16 protein-coding genes are annotated in these 22607 nt (G+C 58.9%); 10 read left to right on the forward strand and 6 right to left on the reverse strand.

The window, feature by feature from the left end; all coding sequences use genetic code 11:
* Nucleotides 1-7: 7 nt before the first annotated feature.
* Together OHL23_RS04760 and OHL23_RS04765 are read left to right on the forward strand one after the other, a co-directional pair.
* On the forward strand, nucleotides 8-1123 hold the full coding sequence (locus tag OHL23_RS04760) for a sensor histidine kinase (protein WP_263350620.1): 1116 nt from the start codon (nucleotides 8-10) through the stop codon (nucleotides 1121-1123).
* A 15-nt stretch (nucleotides 1124-1138) separates the two neighbouring features.
* Nucleotides 1139-1927, forward strand: a complete 789-nt coding sequence (locus OHL23_RS04765; protein ID WP_263350621.1) for a LytR/AlgR family response regulator transcription factor — start codon at nucleotides 1139-1141, stop codon at nucleotides 1925-1927.
* Nucleotides 1928-1937: 10 nt separating this feature from the next.
* Here the strand turns inward: OHL23_RS04765 and OHL23_RS04770 are convergent, their stop codons facing one another.
* Nucleotides 1938-3086 carry an SIS domain-containing protein gene (locus OHL23_RS04770; protein WP_263350622.1) on the reverse strand — a complete coding sequence of 383 codons (1149 nt, stop codon included), beginning with the start codon at nucleotides 3084-3086 and terminating at the stop codon, nucleotides 1938-1940.
* Nucleotides 3087-3213: 127 nt separating this feature from the next.
* On the opposite strand from OHL23_RS04770, the gene OHL23_RS04775 reads away from it, so the two are divergent.
* Nucleotides 3214-4032: a DeoR/GlpR family DNA-binding transcription regulator gene (locus tag OHL23_RS04775; RefSeq protein WP_263350623.1), complete on the forward strand. Its 819-nt coding sequence runs from the start codon at nucleotides 3214-3216 to the stop codon at nucleotides 4030-4032.
* Nucleotides 4033-5066: 1034 nt separating this feature from the next.
* On the opposite strand, the gene OHL23_RS04780 is transcribed toward OHL23_RS04775, so the two are convergent.
* Both OHL23_RS04780 and OHL23_RS04785 read right to left on the reverse strand, forming a co-directional pair.
* Nucleotides 5067-6542, reverse strand: coding sequence for a glycoside hydrolase family 125 protein (locus OHL23_RS04780; protein ID WP_317891650.1), 1476 nt, complete (start codon nucleotides 6540-6542; stop codon nucleotides 5067-5069).
* Nucleotides 6543-6576: 34 nt separating this feature from the next.
* Nucleotides 6577-7281 (reverse strand): copper homeostasis protein CutC, encoded by a 705-nt coding sequence (locus tag OHL23_RS04785; protein ID WP_263350624.1) that lies wholly within the window; start codon nucleotides 7279-7281, stop codon nucleotides 6577-6579.
* Between the two features lie 209 nt (nucleotides 7282-7490).
* On the opposite strand from OHL23_RS04785, the gene OHL23_RS04790 reads away from it, so the two are divergent.
* From OHL23_RS04790 to OHL23_RS04800, 3 genes are all read left to right on the forward strand, one after another.
* Nucleotides 7491-8573 carry a glycosyl hydrolase family 18 protein gene (locus tag OHL23_RS04790; protein ID WP_263350625.1) on the forward strand — a complete coding sequence of 361 codons (1083 nt, stop codon included), beginning with the start codon at nucleotides 7491-7493 and terminating at the stop codon, nucleotides 8571-8573.
* 61 nt (nucleotides 8574-8634) lie between these two features.
* Nucleotides 8635-9558, forward strand: coding sequence for an N-acetylglucosamine kinase (locus OHL23_RS04795; protein ID WP_263350626.1), 924 nt, complete (start codon nucleotides 8635-8637; stop codon nucleotides 9556-9558).
* A gap of 58 nt (nucleotides 9559-9616) precedes the next feature.
* Entirely contained in the window at nucleotides 9617-10990 is a 1374-nt protein-coding gene (locus OHL23_RS04800; RefSeq protein WP_263350627.1) for an alpha-L-fucosidase, read from the forward strand.
* A gap of 123 nt (nucleotides 10991-11113) precedes the next feature.
* Here the strand turns inward: OHL23_RS04800 and OHL23_RS04805 are convergent, their stop codons facing one another.
* Nucleotides 11114-12604 (reverse strand): ATP-dependent nuclease, encoded by a 1491-nt coding sequence (locus OHL23_RS04805; RefSeq protein WP_263350628.1) that lies wholly within the window; start codon nucleotides 12602-12604, stop codon nucleotides 11114-11116.
* Nucleotides 12605-12904: 300 nt separating this feature from the next.
* Here OHL23_RS04805 and OHL23_RS04810 point away from each other — a divergent pair, with 300 nt between their 5' ends.
* From OHL23_RS04810 to OHL23_RS04825, 4 genes are all read left to right on the forward strand, one after another.
* A complete protein-coding gene (locus OHL23_RS04810) occupies nucleotides 12905-13984 on the forward strand; it encodes an alpha/beta hydrolase (RefSeq protein WP_263350629.1) in 1080 nt (359 codons plus the stop codon).
* A gap of 347 nt (nucleotides 13985-14331) precedes the next feature.
* Entirely contained in the window at nucleotides 14332-15036 is a 705-nt protein-coding gene (locus OHL23_RS04815; protein WP_263350630.1) for a DNA-3-methyladenine glycosylase family protein, read from the forward strand.
* 119 nt (nucleotides 15037-15155) lie between these two features.
* The gene (locus tag OHL23_RS04820; RefSeq protein ID WP_263350631.1) at nucleotides 15156-17696 is read left to right on the forward strand and encodes a DUF3536 domain-containing protein; all 2541 of its coding nucleotides are present in this window, start codon (nucleotides 15156-15158) and stop codon (nucleotides 17694-17696) included.
* A gap of 112 nt (nucleotides 17697-17808) precedes the next feature.
* Nucleotides 17809-20223, forward strand: coding sequence for a formylglycine-generating enzyme family protein (locus tag OHL23_RS04825; protein WP_263350632.1), 2415 nt, complete (start codon nucleotides 17809-17811; stop codon nucleotides 20221-20223).
* A gap of 5 nt (nucleotides 20224-20228) precedes the next feature.
* Here the strand turns inward: OHL23_RS04825 and OHL23_RS04830 are convergent, their stop codons facing one another.
* Together OHL23_RS04830 and hpnI are read right to left on the reverse strand one after the other, a co-directional pair.
* Nucleotides 20229-21317 (reverse strand): Rieske 2Fe-2S domain-containing protein, encoded by a 1089-nt coding sequence (locus OHL23_RS04830; protein WP_263350633.1) that lies wholly within the window; start codon nucleotides 21315-21317, stop codon nucleotides 20229-20231.
* A 69-nt stretch (nucleotides 21318-21386) separates the two neighbouring features.
* Nucleotides 21387-22577, reverse strand: a complete 1191-nt coding sequence (hpnI, locus tag OHL23_RS04835; RefSeq protein ID WP_263350634.1) for a bacteriohopanetetrol glucosamine biosynthesis glycosyltransferase HpnI — start codon at nucleotides 22575-22577, stop codon at nucleotides 21387-21389.
* Nucleotides 22578-22607: the final 30 nt, after the last annotated feature.

Genomic DNA, 22607 nt, shown 5'->3' on the forward strand with positions numbered 1-22607 from the left:
ATCAGCTATGACCAACCAAGCCAACCCTCCCAAGGCCGGCGTTGCCGGAGATACGCGAACGCCGACCGGCTTCGCCTCATTCCTCGTGCGGGTGATATGGGCCGTTGCCGGCCCCACGCTGTTGATCTTTCTGATTTTTCTTTCCTCGGGCCGCATTCGGCTCTCCCAGAGTGTCATTGAGATTGTCGGCGCATTCGTCTATTCCACGATGATTGCCCCGCCTTCTGTCCTTCTTCTCAGCTGGATGGGGCATCACTATTCAAAGAAATATCCTCGCCTCGTTTATCTCATGTATGCGCCGACACTCGTCTGTACGGCAACCTTGGGCTCTCTTGCCGGCGCCCTTCTCTTGCAGATCGCCGGCGTTGTTCCGAAAGGCGCCTATTGGATCGAGCTCCGCGAATCACTTCCGTTTGCAATCGTCATCTCGCTCATCTTCGGCCTGAGCATCTCGACCTTCGAAACCATGCGCTACAAACTCCAGACCACCGTTCTCGAACTGCGCACCAGGCAAGTGGAGCAGGAACGCGCATACAAGTTGCTTGCCGAAGCGCGGCTATCGTCTCTCGAATCGCGGATCCATCCGCATTTTCTCTTCAACACGCTGAACTCGATCGCCGCTCTCATTCCCGACGATCCGCAGCGAGCAGAGGACATCGTCGGCAGGCTGGCCTCACTCTTGCGTTTCTCTCTGAACGCGAGTCAGCGCAGTATGGCGCCACTCGGCCAGGAACTGAAGATCGTTCGCGACTATCTTGAAATTGAGAAGACCCGCTTCGGGGCGCGGCTGCGCTACGAGATCGATGTGCCGGCATCTCTGGAGTTCGCAAGTCTGCCACCATTGGCGCTTCAATCGCTCGTGGAAAACTGCGTGAAGCACGTTGTCACCACGAGGCAGCAAGGTGGCGAAATTCGAGTCACCGCTTCCTCCTCATCGGACCGCATCTTTCTGGACGTAATCGATGACGGCCCGGGATTCTCCCTGGAAGCCATCTCTCCAGACCACGGACTGGCCAATCTCATCGCGCGCATGCAGCTTCTCTTTGGCGAAGCCGGATATCTTGAGGTAACACAAAGGGAAGACCGGAACTGCGTTCGATTATCCTTCCCCACCGCGCCGTAGGAATGAGGAACCGGGATGGAAAATACACCTCTTCGTGCCTATCTGGTCGATGACGAAGCGCTCGCAATCGAGCGCCTGAAGCGCCTTCTTGCGCGCTTTCCCGAGATTGAGATTATCGGCAGCGCGACCGATCCAGCCGTTGCGCTCGAATCGCTCAACAGCGAATTGCCCGACGTGCTCTTCCTCGACATTCAGATGCCGGTCATGAACGGCTTCGAGCTGCTCTCCCGCCTGGACGAACATCCCTTCGTCATCTTTACAACCGCCTACGACGAATACGCGCTGAAGGCCTTCGAGGTGAACTCCATCGACTACCTGATGAAACCGATCGATGTCGAGCATCTGGAGCGTGCACTCAAGAAGCTTGGCCGGATGCGCCCGGTTGCGAAGCCCGGATGGCAGCAAGCCCCGGAGTTGAGGACGATTCTCAATGAACTAGCCTCAACTCTTCGCAATCCCCAGGCGACCTACCCCAACCGTATTGCCTCACGGGTTGGCGAACGAATTTCATTCCTCGATCTGGATACCGTGACTCATTTCATAGCTAAGGAAAAGCTGACCTACGCCGTGGTGAAAGGACATCCGCACTGCGTCGATCAAACGATCGCGGAACTCGAACAGAGGCTGAATCCAGCAAAGTTCATTCGCATCCACCGGGCAATTCTATTGAATGTGGATTGGATCCATGAAGTGAACTCGTGGTTCGCCGGTAAAGTAGTTGTCTCACTCAAAGATGCTCAGCGCACGGAACTGACGGTAGCGCGCGATCGCGTGCGCTACCTCAAGTCCCAACTCGGAATATGAAGCTGAACATCTACTGGCTCTGTTCGACCACAGCCTTGGCGAGATTGCGCGGATGATCGACGTTGATGCCATGCTCGATAGCCATGAAGTAAGCAAAGAGCTGCAGCGGAATCACCTCGGAGATCGGCAGCAGATGTTCCGGCGCGGGATCGACGAAGACGCAATCCGAAACCAGCCCGGAAATTTCCGTATCGCCGGTGTTGGCCAGAGCAATGACCTTCGCGCCCTGCGCCTTCATATCGCGCAGCAATTGCACCGTCTTCTCATAGCGAAGCACCGACCCCTCCAGCCCTTCGTCCACAGTCGCCAGCACCACCAGCGGCACCTGCTCGCTCACCAGCGCATTGGGACCATGCTTGAGCTCGCCCGTCGGGTAACCCTCGGCATGGATATACGAAGATTCCTTGAGCTTCAGCGCTCCCTCGCGCGCAATGGCGTAGTGTATTCCGCGGCCCAGATACAGAAAGGTCGCGGCATCGCGATACTTCTTTGCCAGCGCGGCCATCTGCGTCTCCCACCCAGCCAGTTGCGCATCAATTGCCTCCGGCACAGCCACAAGCTCTCGAATACGCGCCGAGAGTGCGGCCGCATCCAGACGGTTCAGGCTTACGCCCTCATACAGCGCCAGCAACGCCAGCACGGTGAGCTGGCTGGTAAAGCTCTTGGTCGCCGGAATCGCCTTCTCCCTGCCCGCAGCCAGCGGCATCGAGAGATCCGCCTCACGCGCCATCGTCGAGTCTTCCACGTTGGTGATGGCCAGCGTCTTCTGTCCGCGCTGCCGCGCCTCGCGCAGCGCCGCCAGCGTATCCGAGGTTTCGCCGGATTGCGACAGCACGATCACGCTGGGGTTGCGCAGGTCTTTTGAATTGGGATTGAATCCGCGCAGGCTGTACTCGCTGGCGTATTCCACATCGACGGCGAGCCCGCACTCGTCTTCCAGCAAGATCTCTCCCGCCAGTCCACTGTGACGGCTCGAACCGCTCGCCAGGATCAGCACCTCGCCATGCGCATTGCCCCACTGCGCCAGCGGTGGAAAGAACTCCGGATTCAGTTCCAGACTGCCCGAAGCCTCGACCGTATAAAGCGCGATCGTTCGGCGAATCGCCTCCGGCTGCTCATACATCTCCCGCAGCATTTCATGAGGAAAGACTCGACCCATGCCAGCACCCCCGAAATTCGCGGCAAACTCTTGAAAACCCGCGATATTGATCATATTAAATGCATACGATCAATATGATTGGCATTTCGTGCGAATATACCGTAAACACCTCTTTGGAGTAGAGTGGATGGGAACTTCGTTTGCCAGGAAGATTACTCCGAGTATGTCCACGCTCAACTCGCGCTCTGAACGCATCATGAAATTCCTGCTTCGCACCGGCACCGCCAGTATTGAAGAGATTCTGGCCGAAGCCGGCTCCTCGGCTCCCAGCATTCGCCGCGACCTTGCCCGCCTCGAGAGCCGTGGCCTCATCCGCCGCACCCATGGCGGCGCAACGCTCGTCGAACCGCTGCTCTACGAGCCGTTCCGCTACGACCGTTCCTTTCAGGCCCGCGAAGAGCGTTACGCCGCCGAAAAGCGCCGCATCGGCCTCGCCGCCGCCGAACTCGTGGAGCGCAACGAGACCATCGGCCTCACCGCGGGCACCACGACCACCCACATAGGCCGCAGCCTTCGCCATCGCGAAGACATTCAGGTCGTGACCAACGCCATCAACATCGGCATGGAACTCTGCAACCAGCCCGGCATCCGCACCTACGTCACCGGCGGCGCAGTTCCATGGGCGTGGTCCTTTTCGCTGACCGGCAGCGCCGCGCTGAACTTCCTGAACGACGTCTACATGGACAAAGTCTTCCTCAGCGTAACCGGCCTCGACATCGAGCGAGGAGCAACCACGCTGGAGTCCGATGAAGCCCTGGTCTTCCGCAAGATGCTCAAGCAGTCCAAAAAAGTAATCGTCGTAGCCGATTCCAGCAAGCTCACCAAAGTAAGCCCGGCGCTCGTTTGCCCACTCTCGGAAATTCAAATGCTCATCACGGATGTCGGAGCCACCGAAGAGTGCATCGAACCTTACCGCAAGCTAGGCATTGAGGTACAGCGGGTATAGTGGGCCGAGCCGTCCCTTCCGCACCACATACACTGTCATCCTGCGGGCACACCACAAATGTTGTCATCCTGAGCGAAGCGAAGGATCTGCTTTTGGGTTCCTCCTACCTTAGCTCCGATAAAGACATATCCTGTCCGATCGCTGTTGTTTGCTCATGAGTAGCTGACGAATAGGCGACCACGCAGACAGAACCAGAGCCGGGGTAACTCTGAATACTATTCATCGGGTTTCGCACCCTTCATCCACAACGGGTCCCGACCTCGAATTACATTTATGTACTCGGTCAGCTGTTCTGCGAGTTCTGGATTGCTTTGGATCACGTCGTCAATCATTACAATGGTTTCGGGATGATGAAGGTGTTCGAGTCCGTGCAGAGCGGAGCCCCGGCAAATCGATGAGTCGATTTGAAGAACTTGGGAAAGCGTGCCGAATAAGACGTCCTGCATTAATAAGTCCTCGCCTCCTCGTGACCTTCGCCTATTTCCGCATTCCCAATCAAAACAAAAGCTGTCCCACCACATGGAGGCCGTGAACCCAAAAGCGTCATGTCGAAAAATGTCTCTGCAAAAGTGAAACATTGACCTGACACACTCTCCTCGATCAGAAAACGGCAGGTCTGGATTCCACATAAGTTGCCGCATCGAGCAGGACAGGCTGCGGCCCTGTATCACCCTAAACCCTTGCTCAAGCTCGCCACGCGAGTAGCGTTCTAAGAGAAATCCAGCATCCCGAAACAAGTTGACGTAATAACCGCACACCCGGCGTGGATCGAAGGATACGCGGGTGTTGAAGTACCACCTGTCGCGTATAGCGGATTCAGGTTGAACTAAAGGGGTAAAGAGGAAATCGATAAATTGATCGAAATCGCAATGTCTGATGTCTATGTAAAGTCTCGTCCGCATTCAGAGCCGGGGGGCTGCAGAAAGAGCGATCCCGGCAATCGCTTGAAATGATTTCTACTGCTCTGAGAGTATCACCGGCAAGCCATCAATTACTGCTTGATAAGCATTCCCTCGAACTCAGGACCCTGCACATCAATCAAGCTTCGCCACCAGCAGTGCAGGCCGTTCCTTCGCCAGCTTGAGAATCAGCTCCCCATACAGCGTATTCGCCCACGCAAACCACGGCCGCGTGAAATCCTTCGGGTTGTCGCATTGAAAAGATTCGTGCATAAATCCTGTGCCCGCCGTAGTGTCGCGCAGCCAGCGCAGGCACTGGCGAATCTCCCCGTCATCGACCGAAGTCAACGCCCGCATCAGGATCGACATCGGCCAAATCATGTTCAGCCCCTCATGCGGGCCGCCAATCCCCTCCGCAGCCTTACCGCGAAAGAAATACGGATTGGCCGGACTCAGCGCAAAGCTGCGCGTCCGCCGGTACAGCGGGTCATCCACAGCGCAACAACCCAGATACGCCAGACTCAGCAGCCCCGGCGCATTCGCGTCATCCATCTTGAGGACGTTGCCGTAACCATCCACTTCGTACGCCCAGATGCGCTCCTGTGCAGTGTCGTCGGTCATTCCGTATTGCTGAAGCGCGCGTTCCACTTCCCCGGCAAGCTCCAGACAGCCTTCCCGCAGCTTCGCGTCGCTGAAAACCTCTTTGGCCAACTCGGCCAACTGCCGCAAGCTGGTCACCGCAAACAGATTCGCGGGCACAAACAGCGGATAGATGCAGGCATCATCCGAAGGCCGGAACATCGAAAAGATCAACCCCACAGGCCGCGCCGGATTGCCAAACCCGCCCAGCGGAACCGTATCCGTCGGCACCGGGCTCTCGCGCTGAAACGAATACGGCCCCGGCCCAGCCTTGCGCTGCTGCACGCGAAACGTCTCAAGGATCGTCCACGCCGTCTGCTTCCATTCGCCGTCAAACGGCGCAGTGTCGCCCGTTTCGCGCCAGTACCCGTGCGCCAGCCGCACCGGATAGCACAGCGAATCGATCTCCCATTTGCGTTCTCCCACGCCCGGCACATGGTGCGTCTTGTCATGCACCGCCCAGCTCAACGGCGGGTCCGCCGGGTTGCGCATAAAAGCATTGGCGTAGGGATCGATGCGAATCATCCGTCCCTGGCGGCGAATCACGCCTTCCACCAGCTCGCGCAGCTTTGCGTCGCCCTTCAACAAGGGAAGATAAGGCCAGAGCTGCGCCGAGGAATCGCGCAGCCACATCGCGTCGATATCGCCCGTCACCACATACGTATCCGGCTTGCCTTCAAATCGTCCCGGCCACACCGTCGTATCCAGCGTGTTGGGAAAGCAATTGGCGAAGAGGACTCCGAGATTGGGATCGCCAATCCTGCCCTGTAACCGCTGGATCGTCTCCTCGACCGCCGTGCTAACAAAGCGCCGGTCCGCAGCCTTGGGCCGCGCCTCGGGCAGGCGCAAATCAGCCGCAGCCTCGCCCGGCGCAAAACCAAACAACGGTTGCAATTGCGAGCCGACGGTCAGGGCCGCCGCGCCTTTAAGCCATGCGCGACGGGATACTTGCGGAAGTGACATTAAACTCATTCTGATTCCTGATTCCTAGCTCGAACGACCGCGGCTAAAAAGCAGCTTCTAGACATTCCTGCTTCAGCACCCGCATTGCCTCGCGGATATCCAGCTCCAGCAACGAACGCCTGTCCGTTCCCGAAACCCCCGGGCGTAATAGCGACCCATGCAGCTTGGTCACGCGGCTGCGGCGCACCACCTCCGCCATGGAGGCAAGCCGTAAGCCACCACCAGCCATAATCTCAATCCGCCCCGCGGCTTGTCTCATCAGGCGGCCGATCCGGTCCGCGCCCTCCCGGACATTGGGCGCGCCTCCCGATGTAAGCAGGCAATCCGCGCCTGTAAGAATCACATCCTCCAGCGCCGGTTCCAGATCATTCGACTCATCGAAGGCGCGATGGAACGTCACTTTCATCGGGCGAGCCAGCAAGGCAAGCTCTCGCGTGCGCTCAACATCAACTCGCCCGTCGGGCCGCAACACTCCGATCACGACACCCGCTGCTCCAGCAGCCTTAGCGTGCTCAATCTCGTCGCGCATCCGCTGGAACTCGGCGCTCGTGTACACGAAATCTCCCCCGCGCGGACGGACCAGCACATGCACAGGAATGGAAACCTCGTCGAGTACGGCGCGCAGGAGCGATTTGCGCGGCGTAACCCCGCCGACCGGCAGATCTTCGCACAGCTCCAGTCGATCCGCGCCGCCGGCCTGGGCAGCTCGCGCAGCCTCCAGGCTGTCGGCACACAATTCAAATAACAAGACTCGCTCCACAAAGTCCGAGAATACACCAAATTAGTGGCAAATCCATCCCTGATGTGATTACAGGGAAGTGAAACGATCACCCTTGTGATCGATATCGTCAATTTTTCGATTTCCTTCGGCCTTTTCCCATTACAATCGGACACAAACGAATTGGGTCTCAGATTCGCATAGCGAGCCGAGTGAATCCATCGGAAAGCAGGATCGGAATGAAGCATATTGTGCGGTTAGCCCGCTTGTCATGCATGGCGTTGGGAATTCTGTTGGCGTTGGGTCTCACCTCAGCCAGCGCAGCAGCGAAGCCGGTTGCGCTCTTCTATCTCGGCACCAACCCTGATTCGATCCGCTCCTTCCTCGCGCACTACAAACAGATCGACCTGCTCGTTCCCACCTGGTACGAAGTCGATCAGGACGGCCTGTTGACCGGCGATCCCGACCCCACCGTCCTCGAAGTAGCCCACCGCGACAAGCTCCCGGTCATGCCCCTCATCGCGCTATTCAACAAAAAGGGCTTCCATGAGTTCGCCGGCAACCACGCCGCCTGGGACCACATGAACGAAGCGATGATCCGCGAAGCCAAACTCCACGGCTACACCGGCTTCCAGTTCGACTTCGAAAACGTCTCCTACCTCGACCGCGACGGCCTCACCGCTCTGGTCAAGAACTCCGCCGACGCCCTGCACAAGGCAGGCCTCCAACTCAGCATCGCCACCGTCCCCAACGCCCCCGGCTACCCCGCCGGCAAAGGCGGCTTCGCCAAGTGGATCTACACCGACTGGCGCGGCGCTTACGACATCGCCGAGCTGGCCAAATCTGTCGACCTGCTCTGCCTGATGACCTACGACCAGCAGACCCGCTGGACCATGCCCGGCCCCGTCGCCGGCTGGCAATGGACCGTCGACAACCTCGAATACGCCCTGAAAGTCGTCCCGAAAGAAAAGCTCTCCCTCGGCATTCCCCTCTACGGCTACCACTGGTACACCGGCGCGCCCAAAATCGACAAAGCCACCGGCGACGAGCAGCCCAACCAGCAGGCCGACTACATCAACGCCCTCGACGCAACCCAGTTGGCCACCGCCTACAAAGCCAAAGTCGAGTGGGACACCTTCGACCACAGCGCATATTTCTGGTTCTACCGCGACCAGATGCGCGAATGGATCTTCTATACCGACCTGCACACCTTCCAGGACCGCTATGAATTAGTCAGAGATCGCGGCCTTCAGGGCTTCTGCTCCTGGGTACTCGGCGCAGAAGACCCTGAAATCTGGAAGTACCTCCCGCAAAGCCGCTAGACAAACAACATTGTCATCCTGAGCGAAGCGAAGGATCTGCATCTCCACCAAAGGAAACCCCATGCCCTACTTCCTCGCCGTCGACGCCGGAGGCACCAAGACCGAATTCGCCCTCGCCGACGAAGAGCGCGAACTCCTGCGCGTCCGCACCGGAGCCATCCAGCGCCAGCGCGTCAACGAGCAGACCGCCCAACAGAACCTCGACGAAGCCCTCAGTCAGTTGGAATCGCTGACCGGCGTAGCCATGCAATCCGTCCGCCGGTCCTGCGTCGGAACTTCTGGCATCACCGTCCCGGTCGTCACCCAATGGCTGCGTGAGGCTTTCGCCGCCAGCGTCGGTGGCGAACTGCTCCTCATCGGCGACGTCGAAATCGCCCTCGATGCCTGCTTCCCCGGCGCTCGCGGCGTCCTCGTTCTCGCCGGAACCGGCTCCAACATCGCCGGCCGTTCCAGCGACGGAACCATCGTGACCGCCGGAGGATGGGGACCGGCCCTGGCCGATCAGGGCTCCGGCCACTTTATCGGCCGCGAAGCGCTCCGCCGCGGCTTTCTAGCCATCGATCAAGAGCGCCCGACCACCCTCCTCACCCGCGCCATGCAGCACTGGAAGCTGCCCTCGCTCGCCGTGCTGATCGAGCACGCCAACACCAAGCCCTCGCCCGACTTCTCAGCACTCGCCCCGCTCGTAGTCGCCGAAGCAGCTGACGGAGACCCGGTCGCCCAGGAGGTCTTAAAAGAAGGCGGCCAGGACCTCGCCTACCTCGCCGGTCTGGTCATCCAACGCATCCGCAAAATGGAACCCGCCTCCAACGGCAGCTTCCTGCCCCCGCCCGTAGCCGTCGCCGGCAGCATCCTCGGCAAGGTCGCCCCAGTCCGCGAAGCCCTCACCCAATCCCTGCGCCACACCTACCCCGATCTGCAAATCATCGACGCGCCCGCCGACCCCATCACCGGAGCACTCTGGCGCGCCCGCCAAGGTAAGTAACGCGCCTTATCGCGTATAACGGTTAACGAACCAAAGCGCCCGCCAATCACGGAGTTCCATGAAGCAGCTTCACAAGTTCGCGCTAGATAGCTTTGATAAGTTCGCTCTAGCTGCCGCCTGCGCCGTCCTTCTGGCAACATCAAGCCCCGCCCAGAACTTCTCCGAAATCAAACCCTCCCCGCAGCAGACCGCCTGGCAGGACCTTGAATTCGGCGTCATCCTCCACTTCTCCACCAACACCTTCCTCGACCGCGAATGGGGCGACGGCACCGCCGACCCCAAAGTCTTCAACCCCGCCAGCTTCGATCCCGACCAGTGGATGCAGGCCATTCAGGCCTCCGGCGCAAAATACGTCGTCCTCGTCGCCAAGCACCACGACGGCTTCTGCCTCTGGCCCACCGCGCAAACCGACTACAGCATCAAAGCCAGCCCCTGGAAAGACGGCAAAGGCGACATCGTCGGCGAAGTAGCCCGCGCCGCGCGCAAATACGGCCTTAAATTCGGCGTCTACCTCTCCCCGTGGGACCGCCACGACCCGTGCTACAAAGACCCCGCAGCCTACGACAAGTACTATCTCTCCGAACTCGAAGAACTGGCCTCCAACTACGGCGACCTCGTCGAATTCTGGCTCGACGGAGCCGGCAGCGCAGGCCACGTCTACGACTTCAAAAAGATCATCGAAACCCTGCGCACTTACCAGCCCAACACCCTCGTCTTCGCCGACACCGGCCTCTTCGAATACGGCGACGCCCGCTGGGTCGGCACCGAAAGCGGCCGCGTCCCGTACGAAAACTGGAACGTCATCGACCGCCACGGCTACCTGCGCTGGCGTCCCATCGAAGCCGACACCCCGCTGCGCAACCTGCACTGGTTCTGGCACCCCAACGACGAAGCATCCCTCAAATCCCTCGACGAACTCCTCGAAACCTACGACCAGACCGTAGGCCGCGGAGCACAACTCATGCTGGGGGTAGCCCCCGACAATCGCGGCCTCCTGCCCGACTCCGACGCAGCCCGCCTCAAAGAATTCGGCGCAGCCATCAAAGCCCGCTACAGCCACAACCTCGCACTAGAACACGCCGCTACAACCCCAGAACAAGCCGCCGCCCTCGATGGCAACCCGGACACCTTCTGGTCCGCCCCGCAAGGCTCGCACCACAGCACGCTCGAAGTGAACTTCGCCAAGCCCATCACTTTCAACCGCGCCCTGACAATGGAGTGGCTCAACGACGGCCAGCACATCCAGAAATACGCCATAGAAATCTGGGACAGCCAGACCTCAAAATGGAAGCCAGTCGCGCAAGCCCAGGCCATCGGCCACAAAAAGATCGATACCTTCCCCGCAGTAACCGCCTCCCGCGTGCGCCTGAACATCCAATCCAGCACCACAGAAGCCCAAATCCGCGAGTTCCAGATCTACAGTGTCAAATGAAAAGGTCACCGAATGAGTCGGTGATTTTACACGTCCCTAACTAGAAACTAGCAACGTTAGCCTCCCTGCGCGACTTCGCATTCGACGAAATACGATTCAAGCGATCAGATCGCTGTGGACCTCCTATACCGAGTCTAAGGGTAATTTCGATCGAAACTGGGAGATGATGCGATTCACCTCCTCGGGATAAGCCCTGACCCATAGGGTGATGAAAGCTTCTTTCACCCGGTCCTCCGGTAAGAACCCGAGTTGCTTGCCTACTTGGCTAAAGAGCAAGTGAGGATCTCGATTTGTATTACGAACGCTCCGTATGACGTCAGCCACCCTTGAATGCTCTTCATAGGGCCTCAACAAAGCCACGGTTAGCTCACCCGCAATGCCCTGAAGCTTTTCAATTATCTGATCGAATATGTAAGCCTCGGGACTCTGCCCGGGTAGCCTAAAAACGCCAAGATCAGAATTTTCCGACTGCCGTGAATCTCCATCAATGATGCATATAGCTGGTTGCGGAACGGTGGGATTAATGTTGTGGAACGCGCAGACATTCACAGCGTTCCCATCCCCTTCCATCGAATGCACGCTTAATGCCTCCATGGCGACGCCAGAGAGCGACCGAAAAACTGCCTCCACCCAAAGCTTCGAGAACGTGTCCTCTACAAAGACGACGAGCTTTGAGGCAATCTGTCCGCTTATAGCACGGAGCGATCCGACATCGAGCTTCCCTTGAAATAGCTGGCCGTTGACCGCCGCCCATATCGCCTTGTCAGGCAGGGGCCGCAGCGCTTCGTTCGAATGGGTTGTGAAGATCGCCTGGATCTTACGTCTTTGGGCCAGCTCTATCAGATACTCGACCATTCTCACTGTAGCGACCGGATGGAGGCCGTTCTCAATCTCCTCAATAAGTATCAGGGAGTTCTCAGCGACTGACTCCAAAATCATAGCCATTCTGATGACGCTCGACTCACCAGCTCCAAAGTGAAACTCCGAATAGCCCTTTCCATCGTTGGTAGTGCCCGCTAATAATGTCACCCGCCCTCGACCGTCAACATTCACCATAGAAAAATCAGTCACATCTTTGTCGAGGATGCGAGCAATAGCTTTCGCCGTCGTGGCTCCTATCTTAGAAATCTGGGCTTGTGGTACGTCAAAGCTTCCCGATATGCATCGCCGCATCTCTTTTCGCTCTGTCGCAGGGACCGTCCGAGAAACTCCAAATATCCTGACCTCTCGATCAAGACCTTCGCGGGACCACTTGTAATTTGTGAAGTTGGCGCTTCGCCGAATAGTATCGTCCCTCTTAACGGAGCGATCAATCAGGTCGTAGTCGAACCTCCAATTCTGCATATTCTCATCGAATTTCCCACTCTTAGAAAAGTACAGCGAGGGCTTGACCGTCCTATACGCACAGGCCGCCGCCCCCAACACCGTCGTTTTTCCTCCGCCGTTGGGCCCAACAACAGCAGTCACAGGAAAATCAAAGACGATGGATTTATCCTTAAACGCCCTTGCCTTCGCGATGCTGATCTTCAATAGATATTTCCCATATCCCTTGTTCGCCACCTTTTCGAGAAGCTCATTTATCGTTGACGCTCTAATTTCACTCTGAAATTCCATTTGCCCCCTTCCAAGATCTCCAACTCTTCGGTTGCGTCATCTGGCTGATCGTTAATAGTTATAGCGCGAACCTAGGCACCGATTATAGCGGTTAGCCTTCGAGCCATTCGTTTCCATAGCTGGTTCTTACTTTCGACTGGAAAGACCACGAGCCGTGGCAGCCAAGTTAGTCAAAACCTGCCGAGAAGCTTATATCACACCCTGAACTAGTTGCTTCAACAGAAGCCAGCCAATCTGCTATCGTGAACCCGTCCGCTAGAGAAAGCTCGCACGTCATCCAAATCATCCTTCGGAGTTCCCATGCGTCTCGCAGCACCCATCATCCTGCTCTCTTTCGCCATAGCCCTCGCCGCACAGCAAGCCCCGCCGCCCATGCAGTCCACCGCCGCAGCCGACGCCGCGCAGCGCGACTCCAGCTTCATTGACTCCGAGGGCCGCGCCCACATCACCCGCATCATCCCCGTCCCTGCCGGACTCAGCCCACAGTCCCGCTACTGGCTCTCGGAGCAGGTTCCCGACGGCGACCCGCATGAGTCGCTCGCCCACCGCCGCGAAGGCACCGACAAGTGGGCCGCCAACGCCCGCGATCAATGGCTCGCGCTCTACCCCGCCAAGCTGACCGAAGACAAAATCGCAGGCGTCCCGGTCCGCATCGTCGTCCCCGAAGGCGTGCCCGACGCCAATAAAGACAAAGTCCTGCTCAACCTGCACGGTGGCGGCTTCAACTCCGACTCCGGCTCCTACACCGAGACGATTCCCCTCGCCGGAATGACCAAAATCAAGTGCGTCGCCGTCCTCTACCGCCTCGCACCCGAGTTCCCATTCCCCGCCGCCGTCGACGACTCCATCGCCGTCTACAAAGAGCTGCTCAAGACCTACAAACCCGACCACATCGTCATCTACGGCACCTCGGCTGGAGCGATCCTCACCGGCGAAGTCGCCGTCAAAATCAAGCAGCTCGGCCTGCCCATGCCCGCCGCCCTCGGCATCTTCTCCGGCATGGGAGACTTCGCCCGCCCCGGCGACTCGCTGGCTATGTACGCCTTGCGCGGCCTCTCCGGCCATCTCGACCCGCCGGACGACAGCAAACCGCACAACTCCGACTACCTCGGCAAAACAGACCCCAAAGATCCCGTCCTCTCACCCATCTACGCCGACCTGCACGGCCTGCCGCCCACACTCTTCGTCACCAGCGGCCGCGACCTGCTCCTGAGCGGCACAGCCAACCTCCACCGCGCATTCCTGAACGCAGGCAACGACGCCCGCCTGGTAGTCTACGACGCCTTGCCCCACGCCTTCTGGTACAGCACCAAACTCCCCGAAGCCCTCGAAGCCAACCACCTCATGGCCGACTTCCTGGCCAAACAGTTAGCGAAGTAACCGGTTGCGAGCGTGGGTGTGGATGTGGGTGTGGGTGCCCCAGGTCTCGCTTCTGAGACCTGGGACCAAATTCGCGCAAAGCACGAACCAACTGCGCAGAATTTCGCCACAAAGGCGCACAATCAAAACAGCAGCCATTGTCTTTGCTTTTTCTTGTCTGTCATTCCCGAAGGAAATCTGCTGTCAGAAATGCGCACCAAAACAGCCTAAAAAGGGCATTTAAGCACCCCAAAAATCAGCACAAAATGAATAAAATCAACACCTTACAGAAGAAAAACAGGTACCCCCTACCCCCCACCCAAATTTATTCCCCATCTCTTCGCCCAAAACCCTCTAAACTCTAGTCCATGATCCACAACGGCCTCCGCAAACTCCCGTACAATCCAGAAGCAGCACTCGCCCACCTGCGCGCCTCCGACCCCAAACTTGGCGCACTCATCGACCGCGCCGGCGAATTCCGCCTCAAACTCGGCCACACCGGAACGCCCTTCACCTCGCTGCTCGAATCCATCCTCTATCAGCAACTCCACGGCAAAGCCGCCGCGACCATCCATCGCCGAGTGTTGTTGATCTACGGCGGCCACGAACCCGCCGACCCACATCCGCAAGCGCTGCTCGACACGCCAGACGAAATCCTGCGCACCGCCGGCGTCTCCTTCAACAAAATCAAAGCCCTCAAGGACCTCGCCGCTCGCACCCTCGACGGCACCGTTCCCACCCACAAAGCAATCCTGAAAATGCCCGACACCGAAATCATCGAGCGCCTCAGCGAAGTGCGCGGCATCGGCACCTGGACCGTCGAAATGCTGCTCATCTTCCGCCTCGGCCGCCCCGACGTCCTCCCAGTGACGGACTACGGCGTCCGCAAAGGATTCGCGCTCACCTTCCAGCGCATCCCAAAATCCAGGGCAATCACCGCAGCCGACCTGCCCAAGCCCGAAGTCATGCTCAAACGCGCCAAGCGCTGGGCTCCGTTCCGCTCCGTTGCCTCCTGGTACCTGTGGCGCGCCTGCGACCTCGACGCAGCCAGCAGAAAAACCGCTGTGGAATAACCGCAGAATTGGGAGACCTCAGGCCATTTTTGACATCCAAGAAACAGGCCATTCCGCCTGTCGCAGGAAATTTCTTTACAATGGCCCAAGCGGGAAAGCCAGCCTGCTGAGGGGGCAAATTGCCGGCAGAAACAACGAAACGCTTCGTCTGCATTCACGGACATTTCTACCAGCCGCCTCGCGAAAACCCATGGCTTGAGACCATCGAGACACAGGACTCAGCCGCTCCCTACCACGACTGGAATGAGCGGATCTGCTCCGAGTGCTACGCCACCAATGGCGCCGCCCGCGTGGTCAACAATGAAAACCAGATCACCCGCATCGTCAACAACTACGCGCGTATGAGCTTCAACTTCGGCCCCACGCTGCTGAGCTGGCTGGCCGAAAACGCCCCACGCACCTATCGAATGATTCTGGACGGCGAGCGCCGCAGTTGCGGTCTCTTCGACGGCCATAGCTCGGCCATGGCGCAGGTCTACAACCACCTCATCATGCCTCTGGCCAGCCGCCGTGACCGCCTTACCCAAATCCGCTGGGGCATCTCCGACTACACCCACCGGTTCGGCCACCCTCCAGAAGGCATGTGGCTCGCCGAAACCGCCGCCGACACGGAAACCCTCGAACTACTTGCCCAGGAAGGTATTCGCTTCACTGTCCTCGCCCCGCGGCAATGCAAGCGAGTCCGGGCTCTTGCGACCGAAAAGACCGCAACCGGCGGTGCAAAGCCGACCGGCGACTGGATCAGCACACCGAACGCCAGCGTCGATCCGACGCACCCATATCTCGCGCGATTCGCCTCGGGAGCTTCGCTGGCAATCTTTTTCTACGATGGCCCAACCTCACGAGCCATCGCTTTTGAAGGGCTGCTCAACTCCGGCGAAAACTTCGTCTCCCGACTCAAACAGGGATTTCTCGATAACAACGAGCCGCAGCTTGTCCATGTGGCCACCGACGGCGAAAGCTACGGCCATCACCACAAACACGGCGAAATGGCCCTGGCTTACGCCCTGCGCCTCTTGGAACAGGACACGAACGCTGGGCTGATCAACTACGGCAGCTTCCTCGAACAGTTCCCGCCAAAATGGGAGGCCGAGATTTACGACAACTCCTCGTGGAGCTGCGACCACGGCGTGGAGCGCTGGCGGTCGAACTGCGGCTGCAACGGCGGAAAGCCTGGCTGGAACCAACTCTGGCGCGCTCCGCTCCGTGAAGCTCTCGACCAACTTCGCGATTCCCTCGTGCCGCTCACAGAGAAGGTCGGCAACCTGCTCTTCAAAGACGTGTGGGCGGCGCGCGACGAGTACATCAACATCATCCTCGACCGCAACCTCGAAAACGTCGAACGTTACTTCGATGCACACCAGCACCACCCGCTCACCGACGAAGAACGAATACGCACGCTCGAACTTATGGAAATGCAGCGGCATACGCAGCTGATGTACACCAGTTGCGGCTGGTTCTTTGACGACATTTCAGGCATTGAAACCGTGCAGATCATCGCCTACGCAGCCCGCGTCATCCAGCTGTCGCAGGAGTTGTTCCTCGAAGACGCCGCAGGCCTCGAACTGGCGTTCCTCGACAAGCTGGCCCAGGCCAAGTCCAATGTTCCTTCTGCCGGAGACGGCGCAAAAATATACACACAGCAGTGCCTTAACATGGAGCTCAGCCTCGAACAGGTGGCAGCGCACTACGCCATCAGTGCTGTCTTCTCCTCATTCGCCGACGAAACTGAGATCTTCTGCTACCAGATCCATCGCATCTCCTACGAAATCTTCAACTCAGGCCGAGGCCGTCTGGCGCTGGGCCGCGCCCGTATTACTTCATCGATCACCGGCAACTCGGAGAGCTTCTCGTTCGCCGTGCTCCACTTTGGCGACCAGAACATCACCGCAGCGGTCAAAGCCTATCAGCCCGATGACCCCACAGCAGCCGAAGGCTTTGAAAAAGTTGTCACGCAGGCTCGTGAGCAGGTACGCAACGCCAACTTCCCCGAGGTCATCCGCCTGCTGGACCGCTACTACGACCTCGACTACTCGCTCACCTCGCTCTTCCGCGATGATCAGCGCAGAATCATCCAGGTCATTCTCAACTCGACACTGGCCGACATTGAGGTTTCGCTCAAAAACATCTACGAAGATCATGCGAGCTTGCTGCATTACCTCGCCCAGACGGGCTTGCCGAAGCCACCCGCGCTTGCACTGGCCGCAGGATTCGCCGTCAACGCCGGACTACGCCGCGCTCTGGAAGCCGACCCCATCGATCTCTCGCTAGTTCGGTCTTTTCTCAACATGGCCAAGTCCGACGAGGTCCCGCTGGATACGCCAACTCTGACGTATGTTGCAGATCTGCGGATGAAGCGCGCCATGCTGGAACTCACGATGTCCTCCGGCAACCTGGAAATCCTCGATCGCGCTCTCAACCTGGCCCGCACCCTCACCGAACTGCCCTTTGAATTGAATCTCTGGCAGGCGCAGAACATCTGGTACGAAATCCTGCGAAGTTCGACCTACTCGCTCACCGCCCACGATCCCGAAGATCGTCCTCGCTGGGACCGGGACTTCCGCGAGCTCGGCTGTTGCCTTTCGATTGCCTGCGACATCATTACCGCCGAAGTCGCAGGGCCCGTTCCAGCGGATGATCTTTTAATTGCGGAAGCGTAGGTGGGACATCGCAAGCGGATGGAAGTCGAGAGATGCACTGTCGCAAAATCTCACACCAATGTCGACTGAGTCATTTGTTGAACTTCGCTTCCTGCGATACACAGAGGCTTCCGTGACTGGTTTCAAACTTGCCTCCCTTCCCCTGCTTGGTTTAGCTCTGACTCTATCCGCTTGCTCGCCATTTGCCTTCGCTCAGGATGTTCAATACAGCCCGCAGGGAGAGCAGATTCCCGGCCCATCCTGCGCCGGCATTCCGCAATGGTATGGTGGCAAGCCGCGCACCTGCCAGTCTGGCGAACTCGCCTTTTGGCTCAGCGACATCCGGCATTGGCGCGATGAGCGACGTTTGCGCATTGGTTTTGAACCGAGCATCTACGAAACTCCTGCGCTCAAGTGGACCCAGTCCAGCTTCATTCAGCCTCAGATGATGGTTCACGACCGCTTCTTCTACGATCCAGCAACGCAGAAATACACGGTCGACAAGTATCTTTCCGACCTCGAATCACGCTACGGCGGCATCGACAGCGTGCTTATCTGGCATACCTATCCCAACATCGGCATTGACAGCCGAAATCAGTTTGACATGCTCTCTGACCTGCCCGGCGGAATCCCCGCCGTGAAAGCCATGATCGCCGACTTCCATCGCCACGGCGTCAAAGTTCTCTTTCCTGTGATGGTCTGGGACCAGGGCACGCGGCCCGATCCCAACTTATGGCAGGAGCTAAACAAAGAGTTAGCCGAAATAGGCGCCGATGGAGTCAACGGAGATACGCTCGATGGCATTCCTCAAATGCTCGCCACGGACTCGCTCAAGAACGATCATCCCCTCGCGCTGGAGCCGGAAACGGGCCTTGCGGCCGATGAAATGATCAACTACAACACGATGACGTGGGGTTACTGGCGATACGACTTTATACCGTCTGTCAGCCGCTATAAATGGCTCGAACCGCGCCACATGGTCAACCTATCGAACCGATGGGCGCATAACCATCTCGACGATTTGCAGGCGGCCTTCTTCAACGGCACCGGCTTTGAAAGCTGGGAGAACATCTGGGGCATCTGGAACCAGCTTACCCCGCGCGACGCCGAAGCGTTGCGCCGCATCTCGGCCATTGAACGCGTCTTTGCGGCACAGTTGATAACTCCGGGATGGGAGCCGCATACGCCGACACGTAACTACGGCGTCTTCGCGAGTAAGTGGCCCACCGAAACCCAGACTCTCTGGACCCTCATTAATCGCAACCCCTACGAGATAGAAGGCGGCCAGTTGCGAATTCAGCAAGCCAAAGCCGCGCACTACTACGATCTCTGGCATGGCGTCGAGTTGCAGCCAACCATCGAAGACGGCGCAATCATCCTCGACTTCTCTATGGAAACCCATGGCTACGGCGCGATCCTCGAAACCACGCAATCATCCGCCGAGTTATCGCCTGCGATTCAGCAGCTTCTCACGCAGATGAAACTCCTTTCGCAGCAGCCGCTGGATTCCTTCTCGAATGAATGGGAATCGCTGCCTCAGAAACTGGTTCCGATCGACAAGACTGAGCCTGCCGCGAAACAGCCCGAAGGCATGATCCGCATCCCCGCCGCTGACTACACATTCCGCGTCAACGGCATCGAAATCGAAGGCATGAACGACGAAGGCGTCGATGTGCAGTATCCGTGGGAAGACTCCGCGCGGCGTTATCACGAGCACCGGATGCACGTCGACTCTTTCTGGATCGACAAGTTCCCTGTCACCAACGCCGACTTTAAGCGCTTCCTCGATGCCTCGCACTACCAGCCTGCCGACGCACACAACTTCCTCAAAGACTGGCAGAATGGCACGTATCCCGAAGGCTGGGCCAACAAGCCTGTGACCTGGGTCTCCATCGAAGACGCACGCGCTTACGCCAAATGGGCCGGCAAGCGCCTGCCTCACGAGTGGGAGTGGCAATACGCCGCGCAGGGCACAGATGGCCGCCGCTATCCGTGGGGTAACTATGAAGGGCCGGCGACGCCCGCCGCCACTCCTCAAGCCCAGCCAGCTTCGCAGCCAGCGCCTGCGCCTGCTGCGCCTATTTCGTCTCCAACTCCAGCGCCCGTAAAGGGTCCCGCAAAAGCAAGTCCAAGGACGACGCAGGCAGCCAAGCCGAGTTCCGCGCCTAATCCTCCTGCGACCGACAAGCCCGCTTCATCGGAAGCCTGTCCCACGTGCCCGCCGGTGGTGATGGGCTCGACTCCCGACCCAGACAGGGGTCGCGAAGCGTTGCCGCCGAGCGAAGTAAACTGGCATCCGCGAGGAGCAAGCCCGTTCGGTGTCATGGACCTCACGGGCAATGTGTGGCAATGGACCGACGAGTATGTCGATGAGCACACCCGGTTCGCGATCCTGCGCGGAGGCAGCCATTATCAGCCGCAAGGCTCCCGCTGGTACTTCCCGCAGGCTTACGAGCTAAGTCAGCACGGAAAATATCTGCTGATGGCTCCGAGCCTCGACCGCAGCGCTACCGTAGGGTTCCGCTGCGTCAAAGATGCGACGCCGTAGATGGGTTAACTACGCCAGTGGAGCTCGACCGGCCCATCCATCGGGTGTTTTCGCGATCCGTCGAGCCGGGCCTGCTTCAACGCGAAATACCATTTCGCCGGCTTGTCCGCATCGTCAATCAGCATCAGGCTGGGATTATGCTTCAGACCCTCCGCCTGCTGAATCATCGTGACTTGATCCTGGCGCACGAATTTCGCTCCGAAGAACTTCGCAATCGGCGTCACGAACGGCACGTTGTAGAAGACATTCCATGCCGCCACGACATCGATGCGGCAGGTGGACGCTGTCACCGGAGTCACCGTCGTCAGGCTGGCGAACCACTTCTTTCCGCAGCGGATCGTCTCTGAGCGGCGATTGGGTAGGACGAAGTCGATGGTCGTTTCAACAGGCTCACCATACACGCCCAGGAGCTTGTAGGGCGCAGAGTTTCCGCTTGGCGCATGCGCGGCCATGCGAAACCCTTCGGGAATCGGCTCGAAGCGCTTGGTCTTCTCGCGGATCGAGCCACGTGAACGCCACCACCATGCCTGATGCACAAACGGCCCATGCGCCGGGTCCATCAGCCCGATAATGCCGTGGTCGACATTGCACGGCAGATCAGCGGTCAGATGGGCAGACCGGTAACGCTCGCTGAACTTGGGCAGCTCAGGAACTGGCAGCAGATCCGCGCCCTCTATCTTGCGTCCAGCACCCGCACCGGGAATGTAGACCCACGCATATCCATCCTTCTCCACACAGGGAAAGGCCGAGGCGAAGATGCGCGTCGCATCTAGCTTGTCGAAACTGGAAAGCGAGGGAATCGCGGCGCACTGGCCGCTGCAAGGCTCGAACTCCCATCCATGGTAACGGCATGTGACATGCTCGCCGTCGAACCATCCGACGCTCAGCGGGATTCCGCGATGCGGGCAGCTATCCCGCATGGCAAAGATTTTGCCGTCCTTGCGACGGCCGAGCACCAGCGGCAAATCGAGAAGCATCGCCGTGCGCAGCCTGTTGCCACGCAGCAGATCGGACCGCATGGCCGGATACCAATCGTCGTAAATCAGCGTCGCCGTCGGCCCGGTAATCGCGGCTCCAGCCGCGTCAATTGTCACCAAACGTCCCACGTCCCCAACATAGCACCGCAGACCCGAAGGCCGTGTGACGTGGCTCGCACAGCGAGGCTAGAAACTTGCCTTTTCCAGACGGCCGCCCTTTAGCAAAAAACGCTCGCCGCGCCAGACAATCGTATTCCCCGCAAAGCTCCAGACCCACACGGCAAATCCGACCGCGTCGCGCAGCGGCAGCAGCCAGAGATTGGCCAGCACCTGCCGGTCTCCAAGCACCCCAGCGCCCACTTGCATCGCCACACCAAGCCTCAGAAAGAACGCAAGGCCCAGCAGCAGGATACTCAGCAGGCTTGCGCCCGATGCGAGCACGTTGGCTGCGGCCAGCGGCAGCAGATGGGTAAAGATCAGTCCGGTATAACCCCATCGCCGGCTGTCGCGGACCGTCCGGGCCCAACGTAACTGATGGCTCAGGAATCCTCCCAGGCTGTAGGCCGGAACGCTGGTTTCGACCACCTCTGTTGCGAGACGAATGGAGTACCCCGCAGCCGCAATCCGCGCTCCCATTTCGTAGTCGTCGCCGAGCTGATCGACCAATGCCTCCAGGCCGCCGGCGGCAACAAGCGCTTCACGCCGCACTGCCAGCGTGGAGCCGAGGCCGAAGTGAATTCCGCCCTCGACGACTCGCGCTGTCAGCACCCCGGCCTGAAAATCCGTGGCAATCCCTAAAGCTTCCAGCACGGACCCCAAGGTCCACGAATGCGCCTTGCCCCGATACAACGCCGTCACCATGCCGACCGGCTTTTTTGCGGGTGCGGCGAACTGGCGCATCACCCGCTCCAGATACTTTGGGCTGACCCGGATGTCGGAATCGTTGATGAGTAGGAACGCGTGACGTGCTCCGTCCTGCGAATCCGCCAACATTTGGATCAGGTTCGAGACCTTCCCGTTGGTCCCCAGCCGCTCAGGGCAAATCACCAGCCGAATCCGCCGCTTGGGAAACTCGGCAATCAGCCGATGCACCGCTTCGACCGCCGGATCGCTTTCGCTGCCTGCGCCAAAGATCAGTTCGTAGTCGCCCGCGTAGTCCTGCAGGCAATGGCTGCGAAACGCCTCATACATTCCGGCGTCGAAGCCCTTCACCGGCTTCAGAATGCTCACGGAAGGCGAAAACCCGGGCAGCTTTCGGTATTGCCGCGCGTATTGCCGGAAGCTCAATGCAGCCACCAGCGCCAGCAGGCTATAGACCATGCTCGCCGCAACGAGCACGGTCGTCAGAACCTCGGTTGTAAACGCAAATGTCTGCATCGGGCCTTCAACCAGTGTAGCGAAGGCCCC

This window comes from Acidicapsa acidisoli (genome assembly GCF_025685625.1).
GTDB classification, from domain to species: domain Bacteria; phylum Acidobacteriota; class Terriglobia; order Terriglobales; family Acidobacteriaceae; genus Acidicapsa; species Acidicapsa acidisoli.